This window comes from Pseudarcicella hirudinis, from assembly GCF_900115665.1.
In the GTDB taxonomy this organism is placed as follows: Bacteria; Bacteroidota; Bacteroidia; order Cytophagales; family Spirosomataceae; genus Pseudarcicella; species Pseudarcicella hirudinis.
This window is the reverse complement of record NZ_FOXH01000012.1, coordinates 122969-138924: the sequence shown is the minus strand read 5'-3', so window position 1 is coordinate 138924 and position 15956 is coordinate 122969. Positions and strand designations below refer to the sequence as shown.

At 36.7% G+C, this 15956-nt stretch carries 13 protein-coding genes; 9 read left to right on the top strand and 4 right to left on the bottom strand.

Translation table 11 applies throughout. From position 1 onward, the window contains the following. Positions 1-51 precede the first annotated feature (51 nt). From ettA to BM179_RS18560, 6 genes are all read left to right on the top strand, one after another. On the top strand, positions 52-1716 hold the full coding sequence (gene ettA / locus BM179_RS18585; protein ID WP_092018668.1) for an energy-dependent translational throttle protein EttA: 1665 nt from the start codon (positions 52-54) through the stop codon (positions 1714-1716). A 218-nt stretch (positions 1717-1934) separates the two neighbouring features. After that, positions 1935-2831 carry a DMT family transporter gene (locus BM179_RS18580; RefSeq protein ID WP_092018667.1) on the top strand — a complete coding sequence of 299 codons (897 nt, stop codon included), beginning with the start codon at positions 1935-1937 and terminating at the stop codon, positions 2829-2831. A 28-nt stretch (positions 2832-2859) separates the two neighbouring features. After that, the gene (locus tag BM179_RS18575) at positions 2860-4560 is read left to right on the top strand and encodes a hypothetical protein (protein WP_092018666.1); all 1701 of its coding nucleotides are present in this window, start codon (positions 2860-2862) and stop codon (positions 4558-4560) included. A 20-nt stretch (positions 4561-4580) separates the two neighbouring features. After that, a complete protein-coding gene (locus tag BM179_RS18570) occupies positions 4581-5984 on the top strand; it encodes a DUF6056 family protein (protein WP_092018665.1) in 1404 nt (467 codons plus the stop codon). Between the two features lie 54 nt (positions 5985-6038). Further along, positions 6039-6989, top strand: a complete 951-nt coding sequence (locus tag BM179_RS18565; protein WP_092018664.1) for a glycosyltransferase family 2 protein — start codon at positions 6039-6041, stop codon at positions 6987-6989. An 18-nt stretch (positions 6990-7007) separates the two neighbouring features. After that, positions 7008-8726, top strand: a complete 1719-nt coding sequence (locus BM179_RS18560; RefSeq protein ID WP_092018663.1) for a hypothetical protein — start codon at positions 7008-7010, stop codon at positions 8724-8726. A 55-nt stretch (positions 8727-8781) separates the two neighbouring features. On the opposite strand, the gene BM179_RS18555 is transcribed toward BM179_RS18560, so the two are convergent. Together BM179_RS18555 and BM179_RS18550 are read right to left on the bottom strand one after the other, a co-directional pair. Then, a complete protein-coding gene (locus BM179_RS18555; RefSeq protein ID WP_092018662.1) occupies positions 8782-9735 on the bottom strand; it encodes an AAA family ATPase in 954 nt (317 codons plus the stop codon). Between the two features lie 124 nt (positions 9736-9859). After that, entirely contained in the window at positions 9860-10231 is a 372-nt protein-coding gene (locus BM179_RS18550) for a DMT family protein (RefSeq protein ID WP_092018661.1), read from the bottom strand. 186 nt (positions 10232-10417) lie between these two features. Here BM179_RS18550 and BM179_RS18545 point away from each other — a divergent pair, with 186 nt between their 5' ends. Then, positions 10418-11749 carry a DUF58 domain-containing protein gene (locus BM179_RS18545; RefSeq protein WP_092018660.1) on the top strand — a complete coding sequence of 444 codons (1332 nt, stop codon included), beginning with the start codon at positions 10418-10420 and terminating at the stop codon, positions 11747-11749. 27 nt (positions 11750-11776) lie between these two features. Here the strand turns inward: BM179_RS18545 and BM179_RS18540 are convergent, their stop codons facing one another. Beyond that, complete coding sequence (locus BM179_RS18540) at positions 11777-12853, bottom strand: LptF/LptG family permease (RefSeq protein ID WP_092018659.1); 1077 nt, start codon at positions 12851-12853, stop codon at positions 11777-11779. Between the two features lie 324 nt (positions 12854-13177). Between BM179_RS18540 and BM179_RS18535 the strand changes: the two genes are divergently transcribed. After that, positions 13178-14017, top strand: a complete 840-nt coding sequence (locus BM179_RS18535) for an endonuclease/exonuclease/phosphatase family protein (protein ID WP_092018658.1) — start codon at positions 13178-13180, stop codon at positions 14015-14017. 86 nt (positions 14018-14103) lie between these two features. On the opposite strand, the gene BM179_RS18530 is transcribed toward BM179_RS18535, so the two are convergent. Continuing rightward, a complete protein-coding gene (locus BM179_RS18530) occupies positions 14104-14799 on the bottom strand; it encodes a DsbA family oxidoreductase (RefSeq protein ID WP_092018657.1) in 696 nt (231 codons plus the stop codon). A gap of 350 nt (positions 14800-15149) precedes the next feature. Here BM179_RS18530 and BM179_RS18525 point away from each other — a divergent pair, with 350 nt between their 5' ends. Beyond that, complete coding sequence (locus BM179_RS18525; protein ID WP_092018656.1) at positions 15150-15695, top strand: DUF4136 domain-containing protein; 546 nt, start codon at positions 15150-15152, stop codon at positions 15693-15695. Positions 15696-15956: the final 261 nt, after the last annotated feature.

Here is a 15956-nt window from a genome sequence, read left to right as displayed (position 1 = left end):
TTAAATATTTGGGAAACAAATAAAAAAATTGACATACGTCCTTAAAGTCAGATGAGTAACGAAACAATTATTTTCTCAATGGAGAGGGTTTCCAAGACTGTTCCTCCACAAAAAACAATTTTAAAGAACATTTATCTCTCCTTTTTTTATGGAGCGAAAATAGGTGTATTAGGTTTAAACGGAGCAGGAAAGTCTACACTTCTGAGAATTATCGCAGGAAAAGACAAAAACTATACCGGAGATGTGGTTTTTTCGCCGGGTTATTCTGTCGGAATGCTTGAGCAGGAACCGGAATTAGACCCTAATAAAACCGTTAAAGAAGTTGTGGAAGAAGGTGTTGCCGAAATTATCGGTTTATTGAAGGAATTCGATGAGATAAATGAAGCTTTTGGAGATCCGGATGCAGATTTTGATAAACTTTTGGCACGTCAGGGGGAAGTTCAGGAAAAACTGGATCATTTTAATGCCTGGGAATTGGATAATCGCCTGGAAAAAGCAATGGATGCGCTCCGCTGCCCTCCTTCAGATGCCAATGTTGCCAATCTTTCCGGTGGAGAGAAACGACGTGTAGCGCTTTGCCGCCTGCTTTTACAGGAACCTGATGTATTGTTGCTGGATGAGCCTACCAACCACCTTGATGCGGAATCGGTATTATGGCTTGAAGAGCATTTACGTCAGTATAAAGGAACCGTAATTGCTGTAACCCACGACCGCTATTTCCTTGATAACGTAGCAGGATGGATTCTTGAACTGGATAGAGGTGAAGGTATTCCATGGAAAGGGAATTATTCTTCATGGTTAGAGCAGAAACAAAATCGTTTGTCGCAGGAAGAAAAAACCGAATCTCGTCGCCAGAAAACCTTGCAGAGAGAATTGGAATGGGTTAAAATGGCTCCGAAAGCAAGACAGGCAAAATCAAAAGCACGTTTGGGGGCCTATGAAAAATTGCTTTCAGAAGAGACGAAACAGAAAGAGGATAAACTGGAATTATTTATTCCGGCCGGTCCGCGTCTGGGAAATAAAGTTATTGAAGTCAACAATGTTTCTAAAGCTTTCGGGGACAAATTGTTATTCGAAAACCTTTCATTTGCATTACCACCTGCAGGAATTGTGGGGATTGTCGGACCAAATGGTGCGGGGAAAACCACTCTTTTCAAACTAATTACAGGCAAGGAAACGCCTGATGCAGGAACTTTTGAAGTGGGAGAAACGGTGCAAATGGCCTATGTAGATCAGGAGCATAATCAGTTGAAGCCGGAAAAATCTGTTTTTGAGACCATTTCTGGTGGAACGGAACATATTATTTTAGGCGGAAAGCAAGTCAATGCCCGTGCTTATGTAAGCAAATTTAACTTTGGGGGAGCTGATCAGGAAAAGAAAGTAGCTAATCTTTCCGGTGGAGAGAGAAATAGGGTTCACTTAGCCATGATGCTTAAGGAAGGTGCAAACTTATTGCTGCTTGATGAGCCAACCAACGACCTGGATGTTAATACCTTAAGAGCATTGGAAGAGGCCCTGGAAAACTTTGCGGGTTGTGCTGTGGTTATTTCCCACGACCGCTGGTTCCTTGATAGAATTGCAACGCATATTTTAGCATTTGAAGGAGATTCTCAGGTTTATTGGTTTGAAGGAAACTTCTCCGAATATGAGGAAAATCGACGTAAGAGATTAGGAGATGTTGGTCCGAAAAGAATCAAATACAAAAAACTGGTTTAGTCAGGTTTTGGGTAAAAAGGGGTATAAGCAAATTGTTTATACCCCTTTTGCTTTTTGAAGAATTGTTGCAGGTAATAAATTTCAGCAGGAAGATTTCCTGAGTAACCCTCTCTTTTTCATTAATTTATGGAGGAATAGCGTTACATTCCTTTACAATAAACCTAAAATCAGAGAATATGCCCTACCTTTGTAATTTAAAATTTAACAGTTGCTGAGATTTGAAACCAACCATTAGAGATTATTTACAACTTCATTTTGTCGTTCTGATTTTCGGCTTTACCGCCATACTCGGCGTACTCATTTCTGTTCATTCCCTGAGCCTGGTTTTTTTCAGAACATTATTGTCGTCAACAGGACTTTTTATTCTTCTGAAAATAAGAAAGACAAGTTTTTCCATAGAAAAAGGTGCTATGATAAAAATCCTTTTAACAGGATCAATTGTGACCTGTCATTGGGTTCTGTTCTTTCTTTCGGCTAAAGTTTCTACTGTAGCTATTTGCCTGGCAGGTTTCTCCACCCAGTCTTTATGGACAAGTTTTCTTGAACCTCTGGTAGCAAAGAAAAAGATGAGTATTCTGGAGGTTTTGCTGGGGGCGGTTGTTATTGCAGGCTTATATATGATTTTTTTGTTTGAATTTAATCATTTTACAGGATTAATGCTTGGAATAGGTTCTGCTGTGATGGGGGCTTTGTTTTCCGTAATCAACGGACAGTTTACCAAAAAGTTTGATGCACCGGTTATTACTTTTTATGAAATGATAGGCGCCGCTATTACTTCCCTGATCATATTATTGGTTTACAGTAACTTTACCGATGAAGCTCTGAAGATTATGCCACAGGGATTTGACTGGCTTTGGTTAAGTATTCTGGCATTTGTCTGTACGGTTTTTGCCTTTGCTGAAACCATTCACCTTGCGAGAAAATTCACTATTTTTGCTATGAACCTCACAATCAACCTCGAACCGGTTTATGGTATTATATTCGCTTTTGTGATTTTCGGAGAAAAAGAAAGAATGACTACAGGTTTTTACCTGGGAACTTTGGTAATTTTAGGTTCTGTTTTAGCCTATCCTTTACTGATGTATAGAAAAAACAAAAGACAACAACTGAGCTAAACCTTTTTTAAACTTACCCTAATACCGAATGAAACCATATTTATTGAAGTATATAACCTACATAGTTGCTGCATTTCCCGCTGGATTTTTTATCTGGTATGTTGGGAGATATACTGTAAATATTCCATTTTTAGATGATAACCTCTACTATACCGACTGCATTCTGGCAGTAAATAAAAGTAAATCTATTGCAGAAGCTTTCTGGATTTTCATGAAGCAGCATACTATTACCGAGCATCGCACCCCTGTCTCAAAATTTGTTGCTTATCTGATTTATAAATTTACCGGAAGTCTGAATTATACTATTTTAGCTCATTTAGGGAATTTATTTTTAGGAGGACTTCTTTTCTTCTTCTGGAAGGTTTTTCAGAAAACTAAAACCGACTTCGTCTTTTTCCTTCCGATTCCATTTTTGATATTTCAGATGCAGACCTTTGAAAATCAATTTTGGACTATCTGTAACTGGACATATTATCCTATCGGCTTTTTACAGATGCTTACGCTCTACTTACTGAGCTTTGATAAACCGAGATATTTTCTTTGGGCAATATTATCTGCGATTTTAGTAACCTTCACTTTCAGCAATGGAATGTTTGTCTTTCTCCCGGCAGCGCTGGTATTGATTTACCTGAAAAGATATAAGGAATGTGGAATTATGACAGTAACGGGAGCACTATGCGTCGCACTTTATTTCAGTACCTATAAACCCTCTCCTATTGTACCTCATCAATTAGATATCGTTCACCTGTTTACAAGTTTTGTAATCCTTTTAGGAAGTTATCTGGAAATACAATCAGCCTCTTTTTTGAGTAATACCACCGCATTTTTATTCGGAGCATTGGTATTAACCGGACTGATTTATACATGTTTTGCGCTGTTAAATAATTATTTCGATTTTAAAAACAGGTATTTTCCGATAAAATTTAAGAAAAACTACCGGGCCAATCTCTTTTTGAGCAGCTCCGTAATTTGTTTGCTTATTTCTGCTGCTGCCGTAGCATATTCCCGCTCTGCCAGCCAGGATGGGTATTATGAAATGTTCTTCAGCAGATACAAATTCATAAGTGTCTTGCTTTTATGTCTTGCTTATTTCTTCTGTCTGATTAATTTTTCAGGAATGATAAAAAAAGCAGCACTTTGGGTTTTTCTTCCTTTTAGCATTTTTATGTATTTCTTTTCATATTACTGGAATCATGAAACGATCTTTAATATGAGAGAAAACCTTTTTGTAGGGATGTTTAATTTTCAGAATAACAAAGCTTTAAGTTTTTATCCTCATGGAAATGACTGGGCTGAGTCTATTGATAAAATTACAGAAGAAGCCATCAAAACACAGGTTTATAAATCACCTGAAACAATCTATACAAAGTTCAGCAAGGAAATTCTAAGTGCTTCGGGACCTGTTTCTGATACTACAGTTTTCCAAATTTCAAGAAAAGACAACCATTGGCTAATTAAAAATGAAACATTCCCTGTAGAAACCTCTGTAGATGAGGGAATGTGTCTAATTTTGAAGTCTGAAAAGAAGACCTATTTATTACCATTCAGAAGAGAGCGAAATAAAAGCCGTAAGGATTTAGTGAAAAATGGTAATTACTTTTGGAAGGGCTTTGAGGTGAAGTTTGACGATTACACATATCTGCCCGGTAAATATTCTGTTGGAATCATAAGGATCATAGATAATCAATTTATGGTTTCATTCCATAAAAGTTTAATAATTGATAAATAATACAAGGGACAGCGATAAAAATGACGAGTTTATTAAAACAAACTAAATTTCAGAATCTGGTAATAGGAGGCTTGCTTCTCTTGATTATAATTCCGGTATTTATCCTTGCGATTTTTAACCATCCATCAGTAGCCGACGACTATTGTTTTGCCTATGTAACAAGGGATTATGGTTTTTGGAAGGGACAAAAGTTTTATTACGACGGATGGTCAGGAAGATACTGGACGAACTTTTTGTTTCATGCTACACCTTTAGCCTTCGGATGCTTCTGGTTTGTGAAGGTTATGCCTTTTATTATTGTAACACTCCTTTTTCATGCGACTTATGTAGTAGCGGGAGAGTTTTTCTTTTTGAAAAGGATTTCTGAGAAATTGGTTGTTACAGCCTCCTTTCTGATTCTTTTTCTGGGATGTATTCCAAGCGTTGTCGATATTTATTACTGGTACACTTCGGTCTTTATCTACCCGATCGCCATTGTTTATTGGCTATATCTTATAGTGGTAATAAACAGATTTTATCAGGAGAAATATAAAAAAATACAGATTTGGGTAGCAATTCTTGCCGGGGTGCTGGTTTTTTTCATTATAGGTTCTAATGAAATCATGATGATTTTCCTGGTTGGACTTTTAGGCCTGACCGGATTGTATAAATTAATATTTCACAGAAAAATCGATTTTTTCATTGCGTTTTTATTGATTGTTGCAGCATTCTCATCTTATCTGGTTATTTCAGCGCCCGGAAATGCGGTCAGGATGACAGGAGGAAATGTTTTGGGCGGAGGGATAAAAATAGCCCTTGAGAAAGGTGTTAAGTCTTTCTTTAAAGAATCTTTTCACTGGATATTTTTTACGCCGATTTTACCATTTTCTATAATATTTATCGCATTTCTGACAAATTTAAAGGAAAAACTAAAGGGTTCAATATATCAGGTAAACCGAATTGCAGCATTCGGAGCCTTTTCATTGCTGATTACTTTAATGCTCTTTGGTATTCATTATGGCAATGATATGGGAATTCCTGCAAGGGTTCTGAACGTTATTTTTGGTTTTTTTATCATAGGCTGGTTTTACAACCTGACACTTTGGGTTGTTCAGACTGCCCTGTTCGATAAAGTGAAAATTAATACTTTAAATACTTTGATATCGGGTGGTTGGATTATAATAAATCTTATACTTAGTCCTGGTCTGGAAATGATGTATAGTGATATTTTAAAAGGAACGGCCTTCCGGTACGATCAGGAAATGGTGAAAAGATATGCTCTGATTCAGGGAAGTAAGAAAGATACAATTGCTGTTACTCCTCTTCAAAATAAACCCGAATCGCTTTATTTTGACGAAATTAAAAATAATGAAAAGCACCTCTGGAATAAATGTTATGCCGAATACTTTCAGAAGAAAGTAATAATTTTGAATGATAAAGAGTAATTTAAACCTTACAGAAAAAACGATTTGTCCGATTGTGAAATTCTGTTGAATCTTATGCAAAGCCCGAAAGACTTATTTATCTCTGTTATTGTTCCCTGCTATAACGAGGAACAGGTAATCGAACATACTTATCAGCGGATTGTCAAAACCCTGCAAGGTTTTCCTGCAAGAGGCTATGAATTGATTTTTATCAATGATGGAAGTAAGGACAATACCCTGTCGTCCTTAAAAAGACTTGCTGCACTTGATAGTAATGTTAAGGTACTTGCCTTTTCACGTAATTTTGGACACCAGCCTGCTGTTTCTGCGGGTATAGAAATGTGTGAAGGGGATGTGGCGATTATCATAGATGCAGATTTACAGGATCCGCCGGAGCTTTTTCCGGAAATGATTAAAATCCATCTTGAAGAAAATGCGAATGTCGTTTATGCAGTGAGGAAAGAAAGAAAAGGGGAATCGCTGTTTAAATTATTTACGGCGAAACTTTTCTACAGATTAATAAACAATCTCTCCGACGTGAAATTACCTGTGGATACCGGAGATTTCAGGTTAATTGACCGTATGGTGATTGACACATTCAAAAAACTGCCTGAAAAGAATAAATATATCAGAGGTTTGATAAGCTGGATTGGTTATAAACAGGTACCTGTTTATTATGTGAGAGAGGAAAGATTTGCCGGAGAAACAAAATATCCGCTTTCAAAAATGATGAAATTTGCCACAACAAGTTTGTTGTATTTTAGCAAAAAACCATTGAAACTGGCCATGACGATGGGTTTTTTAAGTATTGTTGTCGGTTTGTTTCTGGCTGCCTGGGTTATTACCGGAATTATTTTCAGACCTAATACCATTGTTTCCGGCTGGGCTTCTTCGGTAATTGCAATCATTTTCTTCGGAGGAGTTCAACTTCTTACTATTGGAGTGATGGGAGAATATTTGGGAAATATTTTTGATGAAATTAAAAATAGACCCGAGTATATCATTCATGAAAAAATAAACTTCTAAATCTCTTTTAAGGGAATTATGTTCGAATCTGCTAAAAAAGAATCACAGTATTTAATCAGGGCGGGGATATTCCTGCCCATTTTAATATTCATTGCCTTTCTGATTACATTTTCCATAAATGTCCCCTGGATGGATGACATGGATGCTTTCCCGGATTTTCTGGGAAGGTTTCTGAAGGCTGATAATTGGGATGAAAAGTGGTGGTTATTGTTCAAACCAAATAATGAGCACAGGATTGTTTATGCCAAACTCATGAATTTATGGTGGTATTTTGTCACCGGGGAGTTAAACATGAAGCTAATCATGATTTTCGGGAATATTACCTTACTCGGAATATTATGGCTTTTCTGGCGTGTTTTGAAAGAGCAGAATATTCCTTTGAAATATTTTCTGCCAATCCCTTTGCTTCTGTTACATCCGCAATATTATCTGATTAGTCTCTGGTCAATTACCGGACATCAATATCAACCGGTTATATTTTTTGGATTACTCGGTATTTTTCTGCTTACCAGAAATACGATAACAACATTCATTTTTGCGGTATTGGTAATTATCTTCGACTCATTCACGATGAGTAACGGATTGTTTTTTTGGTTTGTTGGTATAATTATTCTTTTGCTTCAGGGTAGAATCCGTTTAACCGGAATTTGGGTAATACTGACTATTCTTACTATCAAAATATACTTTTATAAATTTGATACTGAAGCAAATGATTTAGGATTTGCCTACTTCATGAAGCATCCGCATGAAAGTTTTCTGGGTTTTTTCACTACATTGGGAGGTTCTGTTGACTTTTGGAATCATAAAGCAATTTTTGTCAGATCAATTGCCCCGACGATTTTAGGAATGGTCTTAGTTTCAATCGGAACGTATTGGTCGCTGGGATTGGCCCTTTATTCCAAAGAATTGCCTTTTTCCTGGTTAAAATTAACCCGTAAAGGTAAATTGTTTGAGCTTCATCAACGTATTGCTGACAAACCAATCAACTTACTGATTTTAGGAGGCTTTTTGTTTTTAGCAGCAAATGCACTTGTAATAGGGATTCTTCGCCCTCGATTCGGATATTTTGTTATGCTGGTAAGCAATTATAAAATTTACCCGATAACCTTATTGATTCTGGTCTATTTAATGCTGCTTACCGGCTGGCTGAGAAAAACATCGAACCAAAAATACTTTTACCTTTTTCTGGTTTTCAGTCTGTTATTTAATATTGCATCTTATTTGAAATTTACGCCTGAAGTTATTGAAAGAAGAAAGGATTTGCTGGTTCGGGCTTATAATCAGAAAAATAACCTGATCGGATTAGGTGCGGAAAGACATTCCCCTTTCAGAGAATATGCCATCACTGCATTGAAAAGGCTAACGGATCAGGGAATATATGTTTACCCTAAATCTTTCGTGGCAGACATGGAGAGCCAGTTATTGGCACCACTTCCGGAAAATAAAGTAATTGAAGCCAATATTGTGAAGGCCTCAGATGGAGAAAGAATAGAAAATACAGACCTTAAAATCAGCGGAGGAATCAATGACGGAGCATATTTGATTTTAAAATCTGCACAAAATACCTATCTGATTTACGGACAACAAGAGCGGTTTTTTGGAGGAAAAGTCGGTTTTTCTTTACTTGTTCCAACAAAAATGCTCGAGCCAGCAGACTATCAGATCGGAATTATGGTAGTTTCATCCGGGAAAAGTGAAATTTTCAATACAAAAAAGCAGATATCTGTAAATTATTAGGAAAACAAATTGTAAAAAACAGGCTCCTGAAATACAATTCAGGAGCCTGTTCATTTTATCGGCCGATGGCTACTTTCCGAAGAATGGTATCTATCACCTGCATAGTTGTAATTCCGTCAGCTTCAGCCTCATAATTGAGCATCATTCTGTGATTGAGTACATCCGGAGCTATTTCTTTTATGTCTTCCGGTAATACATAATCTCTGTCATCAAGATAAGCAAGAACCTTTGCAGAAAGATTGAGATTGATACTTGCTCTCGGAGAAGCCCCGAACTGGATATATCTTGCTTCTTCTTTCAAACCATAATCACTTGGTTTTCTGGTAGCAAATATCAATTCGATAATATATCGCTCCAGTGTTTCACTTATCGCAATTTTGTTGATTTCTCCTTTAATTTCAGAAATATCATCTTTATTTAAAATCGGCTTGGGTTTGTAATTGAAATCCATGTTAGACATTTTTCTCATTACTTCAAGTTCCTGTTCTTTGTTGAGATAATCTACATGAACTTTTAACATAAAACGGTCAACCTGAGCTTCCGGAAGTGGAAATGTCCCCTCCTGCTCTACCGGATTCTGAGTGGCCAGTACCAAAAAAGGCCTGTCTATCGGGAAAGTATTATCGCCGATTGTCACCTGTTTTTCCTGCATAGCCTCCAATAGTGCGGATTGTACTTTAGCAGGAGCACGGTTTACTTCATCAGCCAGAATCAGATTTGCAAAAATAGGCCCTTTTTTCACTTCAAAATCGTTGGATTTCTGGTTATAAATCATGGTACCAACTAAATCGGCCGGAAGAAGATCCGGCGTAAATTGAATTCTGTGAAAGTTAAGGTCAAGGATTTTTGCCAGTGTATTGATTGTCAGTGTTTTTGCTAATCCCGGAACCCCCTCCAAAAGAACATGTCCTCCCGTAAAAAGCCCGATCAGCAAGCGGTTGATTAACCTTTCCTGACCGATCACCACTTTTCCCATTTCCTCAAAGACCTGATTTATTTTTGCTTTCATTATAAAAATATGACGCAGTGACCTGCTATAATTTAGGTATCAAATTGTGAAAAAACTCAATCGAAAGATAGGTCATTATCTCAAAAATTCCAATCGGCGAGTGCTGAGGAATATTTAAAAATGCTTACCATTTCTTAAAAATCACGAATACAGCCAAGACAATTAATGCAAAACCTATTAAATGATTCCAGGCTAATCTTTCTGTTTTAAAGATAAAAACGGTAATAAGTGTAAAAACAATAAGCGAAACCGCTTCCTGAATTGTTTTTAATTCAAACATTGAAAACGGACCGCCATTCTCTTTAAAGCCAATTTTGTTAGCAGGTACCTGAAAAATGTATTCAAAGAACGCCAGTCCCCAGCTTATAAGTATAATGCTCCATAACCCCAGGCTTTTAAGAGAAGAGAAGTTTTTAAATTGTAAATGACCGTACCAGGCAAGTGTCATGAAAATGTTTGATAAAACTAAAAGAATGATCGTATAAAGGGCTTTCATATCTGACAGAAAGTAGTTAGTTTGCAATAAAATAGTTATAAAGTTGCAAGATAACGCATTTACTACTTTCAATGACTGTGAACCTCTTAATCATTCCTTAAAAAGATAGAACAGACTTTTCGTTTGAACAGAGCATTTTTGGAAAAAAAGAGAAGGTGTTGATAATCAATAATATAGATAACTTTTGTGAAAATATTCAAAGCATTATACCTCTCAAACTTAGTTTTTTATATCCTCATAGGTATCGTAATGCTATTTATAATGGCGTTTGTCGTTCCTGTGTTAATGGGAGTGGCACAGCTCCTGTTTTTCATCTTTATATTCCTTTTATTGATTGACGGGCTGATACTTTTCATACCAACTAAAAATATATTTGCGAGGAGGGACACTCCTGACCGACTTTCAAATGGAGATGAAAATCCGATTTCCATTTATCTTGAAAATCATTATCGCTTCGATATTATCTTACAAATTATTGATGAAATTCCATTCCAGTTTCAAAAAAGAGACTTATTGTTTGAAACCGGCCTGAATAGTTTTGAAAGCCAGATTATTCAATACCAGCTTCGTCCGACGAAAAGAGGAGAATATAACTTTGGTGCGGTGAACGTATATGTTAAAAGTCCTGTCCGGCTTCTTAAACGGAGGTTTCAGTTTTCGCAGGATAAAATGGTGGCTGTTTATCCTTCCTTTCTGCAGATGCGAGAATATGAGTTAATGGCAATTTCTAACCGGTTAACAGAAATAGGAGTTAAGAAAATTCGTAAAATTGGCAATAGCCAGGAGTTTGAACAGATTCGCCAGTATGTTCAGGGAGATGATATCAGGAAAATTAACTGGCAGGCAACAGCCAGAAATAATGAATTAATGGTAAATGCCTTTCAGGAAGAAAAATCTCAGGCTATTTATTGTCTCATCGACAAAGGACGGGTTATGAAGATGCCTTTTGAGGGACTTTCTTTGCTGGATTATGCTATTAATGCCTCTTTGGTTTTAAGTAATATCGCCCTTTATAAACAAGATAAGGCAGGTTTGATGACTTTTTCCGATAAAGTGGGGCAAACTGTTCAGGCAGAAAAAAGACCAGGGCAATTGACTAAGATTCTTGAAATTCTGTATAAGCAAAGAACCCGCTATCAGGAGACAGACTACGAAGCGCTTTATGTCAATACCAAAAAGCTGATTCGTCAGCGAAGTTTATTGGTTCTTTTTACCAATTTTGAAACCGTTTCTTCTATGCGTCGTCAGTTACCATATTTTAGAAAACTGGCCAAAGATCATTTGCTGATTATTGTTTTCTTTGAAAATACAGAGCTAAGAGCCTTATTAAATAAGCCATCTGTTACAACAGAAGAGGTTTATCTTAAAACAATTGCTGAAAAGTATTTTTATGAGAAACAGCAGATTGTCAAGGAATTAGGACAATTTGGTATTCAGGCCTTGTTAACGCCCCCTCAGAAATTAACGGTAAATACCGTCAATAAATACCTGGAGATCAAGGCCAGAGGAATGCTTTAATTCCTGAAATGAACCCTGCTTTTCGTATTACCTTGGAATAGTGTAGTAAAGAATCAGTCCTACAAAACTGAAGACAAGATTCGGTAACCAGACGGCTAGAAGCGGATTTAAGCCTCCGGATTCAGCCATTCCCTTACTCATCATAAAGAAGAGGATATAGATAAAGGCTAAAACGAAACCTAAGGCAATTTGAAAACCGACCCCTCCTCTTGATTTTCTGGCTGAAACAATCAGACCGATTATTGTTAAAATAATGATGGAAAAAGGATTGGCAAATCGCTGGTATTTTTCAATCAGATAGACTTCTATGCCATCGGATCCCCTGCTTTTTAGCAACGAGATATAGGCTTCCAGTTCTGTGAAAGTAAATGTTTCATGCAGTAAGTGTTTGGTCTCGAAGTCTTTAGGTTTTAGATTTAGCGTAGTGTCAATCTTTGTTCCGAAGGTTAAGGCCTCTCTGCTCCCGTCCAATGTTCTGATTCTGTAATCATGGATTGTCCATTTTTTAGCTGTAGAATCCCATGTGATCCGATCAGAAATCAGTTTTTGCAGTAATCGGTTTTTGTCAAACTTTTCAATTGTAAACCTGTAACCCGTCCGGCTGTTATTATCGTAACTCTCCATATAGGCATAAATTTTAGGAGCGATTTTGATATGAACATCCCTGCGGTCATAGTAGAAATTGTTGGTAATGTATTTATTCTCAAACGGCACCCTCACTTTATTCGCATTGGGGATAATCCATCCGATCATGAAAAAGGTCATTAAGGCAACAAGCGAAGAACCTATCAAATATGGAACCATCAATCTTGTAAAGCTTACGCCTGTGCTCAGAATAGCAATGATTTCGGTTCTGGCGGCCATATTTGCCGTAAAGAATACAGTGGCAATGAATACCATCAGAGGGCTGATATAATTGGCCCAATAGGGTATGAAATTGAGATAATAATCGAAAATAATTTCCCGCGTAGGGGCTTTTTTGCTGATAAAATCATCAATTTTCTCTGTGTAATCAATCACCACTACAATTAAAACGATAATCATTACGGCGAAGAAATATGTTTTTAAAAACTTTTTAAGAATATATAAATCAAGAATTTTCATTGGATACTTCTTATATGATAATGCTTACAATTGGTCATTCGAAAAGAAAAGCCTTTCTGTAATCAGGTACAAAGCTACGAATAAATTAAAGTACACTCAGGACCGAATGCCTTTTGATGGTTAAAATTTGTTAAAAGCGCTCATAAATTTATAAAAGACTTAATAAGAGCGTGCAATAGGTCTCCGGAAACGGATTTCAGATTAACTCAGGATATAGATAAAATTATGTTTATTGCTGATTTTACCTTTTCAGGTTTTAACAGGATTTGCGGATAGAAATAAAATTTTATCTTGGGGCCTGATTTTCAATAAAACAATCTTCACATGAAAAATATACTTTTTGTAATTCTTTGCTTATTTATGACGCAGGAAACGTTTTCTCAGACAAATAATCCGATTTGTGTGGCCACATACAATCTTCGTTATAATAACCCTGGAGATGGCCTGAATGCCTGGCCAAACAGAAAAGAAAATGTAAAAGACCTTATTCGTTTCCATGAGTTTGATATTTTCGGAACACAGGAAGGATTGATCGGCCAGCTGAAAGATATTAGCGAGTTGAATGAATTTGCATTTTTTGGAGCAGGAAGAGATGATGGAAAAGAAGCAGGAGAACATTCAGCTATTTTTTACAAAAAAGACAGATTTAAACTACTTGAATCCGGAAACTTCTGGTTAAGTGAAACGCCTGAAAAACCATCTTTGGGCTGGGATGCTAAATGCTGTAATAGAATTTGCTCGTGGGGGAAATTCAAAGACCTGAAAACGAAGAAAGATTTTTACTTTTTCAATGTACATTTTGATCATCAGGGTGTAGAAGCAAGAAGACAATCAGGAATACTGATGGTAGAAAAGATTAAAGCAATTGTGAAAAATGCTCCGGTTATCTGCACGGGAGATTTTAATTCAACCCCGGAAACAGAGCAGATTCTGAAAATGCAAATGCTTTTAAATGACTCATATAAGGTGACGAAAGCAGCTCCATATGGTCCGGTTGGCACATTCAACGATTTCAAATTTGATGCTGCCATGAAAAACCGGATAGATTATATTTTTGTAAGTAAACAAATTGAAGTATTGAAATATGGGGTATTAACTGATTCCAGAGAACAACGCTATCCTTCAGATCATCAGCCAGTGGTGATTAAAGCTGTTCTCAAATAAATTAACCCGGATAAATATAAAAATCCCGGAATTGACAATTTGAGCCAATTCCGGGATTTTTTGCGGGAAACGGGTCACAATATAGATTAACAATTTTCTCCATCAATATCGCAGCTATCTCCTGCGGCGACTTCAATATTCATTTCCCGGGCAACTTTTGTAATAGTTTGAATAAACGCCTCTGCCGGCTGAGCTCCTGCAATGCCGTATTTATTGTTAATTACATAGAAGGGAACGCTGTTAACGCCCATTTGTTTATAGTAATTAATTTCTTCTTTTACCGCATCAGCACCCCGGTCGGAATGAAGAATTTCTAAAGTTTTTTCAGATGACCAACCGAATTGTCCAAAAAGATTGACAATATTTTCAGGATTGGTCAAATCAATTCTTTTCACAAAATAAGCATCCATCAGTGCTTCTTTCACTTCCGCCTGAATTCCTTCCTCTCCTGAGATTTGTATAAAACGATGAAGGTTGAATGTATTAATTGATTTTGGCAGGTCTTCGAAATTGAAATCCAATCCTACGCTTTCGGCAACCTGTTCAACTTGTTTGGACTTTTGTGCAAAACCGGCACCGAAACGGTTTTCCATATATTCCTGAAAATCATAACCTTCAATCGGGACTGAAGGATCTAACTGAAAGGGGTGGTAAGTTACTTCAATATGATGTTCTTCTTTCAAACTTTCAAGAGCGCTTTCAAGCCTTCTTTTTCCAATATAGCACCAGGGACAAACCACATCTGAAATGACATCTACTGAAATGGTGGGTTTATTATTCATTTTTTGAAAATTAAGTGTTCAATAAGTTCCGGATTCACCTGAAACCAGTGTTTGTTTACCGTTTTCAAGGAAAAAATACAGTTTAAAATACCGTTTACTGGAACCTTACACTGATAACTTAAATTCTTGAAATAAAATTCATTAAAAATGTTTACATTCATAAAACAAACACGCTTTCAGATAGTTATATAAGAATCTGCCCGGGTGTTAGCTCTTATGTATTGAGAAAACAGTACTTTGAAATCTTAAAAATTACTCTAAACCTGAAGAATTACATATTTGATTGAGCCTTCCTTAAAATTTGATGAAATTATCAATTAAGCAAATCAATTCACTCAAAATGTAAAGTCATGAAGCGTGTCCAACAATTACTCTTTTTAGCGGCTATTCTCGGGTTTATTTCCTGCTCCCGTCAAAATTACCTCGTAGGTTCGGCCTACCATAAAGCTAATGATGAAGACGAGGTAAAATATGATTCTTTTACCTGTATAGAATCAGACTCCATATTGAGTTATGAACCGGTAATCAGTGAGATCAGCAGCCAGATGAAATTAAGAGGTTATGCCAATCTCGCCGACAAGCCCCAGATTATTGTTTTCTATGCACTTTTCCCCAATGAAGTAAATCTGTCGGTATTAAGAAGAACTTTCAGAGGGTTCGGGAAAGAGGAATTTAATGAAGAACTGGACAGAATCCGTCTGAAAAGAGGAACGCTACTGATTCAATTTATTGAAAATGAAACCAATCGCCCGATATGGATGGGTTATGCCTCTGGTCTGGCAAATAAACATGCCATTGATGAAAAGACATTGCATCAGGCTACCCGGACTATCCTGGACAATTACAGAGTTTTTGCCGTAGGATATATTAACAAAGTAAAAAGAAGAAAGCTTTAAGTAAAAATCCGGGTATTCCAGCCCGGAATTCGTTATGTTATCATTGACGTGACAGGATCAAATCTCTGAAAATTTCCTGTCATGCTCAGCGTATAGCATTTAAATACCCGATTTCCTGAATATCTGATCTTTTGAAGTGGCTGATGCCGAAATTTGAGAAACCTCTTTTGAAATCCCTTCATGACTAAGTCCGTTTTAGCCCTAAATACTCGTTATTTAGAGGCAATGGAATAATATTGTCTTTGATTTAACTGTATTTGT

What these genes read in the sequence shown, in the direction of transcription:
- ettA (WP_092018668.1), top strand. Translation starts at nt 52, where the DNA reads ATGAGTAACGAAACAATTATTTTCTCAATGGAGAGGGTTTCCAAGACT.
- BM179_RS18575 (WP_092018666.1), top strand. Translation starts at nt 2,860, where the DNA reads ATGAAACCATATTTATTGAAGTATATAACCTACATAGTTGCTGCATTT.
- BM179_RS18570 (WP_092018665.1), top strand. Translation starts at nt 4,581, where the DNA reads ATGACGAGTTTATTAAAACAAACTAAATTTCAGAATCTGGTAATAGGA.
- BM179_RS18565 (WP_092018664.1), top strand. Translation starts at nt 6,039, where the DNA reads ATGCAAAGCCCGAAAGACTTATTTATCTCTGTTATTGTTCCCTGCTAT.
- BM179_RS18560 (WP_092018663.1), top strand. Translation starts at nt 7,008, where the DNA reads ATGTTCGAATCTGCTAAAAAAGAATCACAGTATTTAATCAGGGCGGGG.
- BM179_RS18555 (WP_092018662.1), bottom strand. Translation starts at nt 9,735, where the DNA reads ATGAAAGCAAAAATAAATCAGGTCTTTGAGGAAATGGGAAAAGTGGTG.
- BM179_RS18550 (WP_092018661.1), bottom strand. Translation starts at nt 10,231, where the DNA reads ATGAAAGCCCTTTATACGATCATTCTTTTAGTTTTATCAAACATTTTC.
- BM179_RS18540 (WP_092018659.1), bottom strand. Translation starts at nt 12,853, where the DNA reads ATGAAAATTCTTGATTTATATATTCTTAAAAAGTTTTTAAAAACATAT.
- BM179_RS18535 (WP_092018658.1), top strand. Translation starts at nt 13,178, where the DNA reads ATGAAAAATATACTTTTTGTAATTCTTTGCTTATTTATGACGCAGGAA.
- BM179_RS18530 (WP_092018657.1), bottom strand. Translation starts at nt 14,799, where the DNA reads ATGAATAATAAACCCACCATTTCAGTAGATGTCATTTCAGATGTGGTT.
- BM179_RS18525 (WP_092018656.1), top strand. Translation starts at nt 15,150, where the DNA reads ATGAAGCGTGTCCAACAATTACTCTTTTTAGCGGCTATTCTCGGGTTT.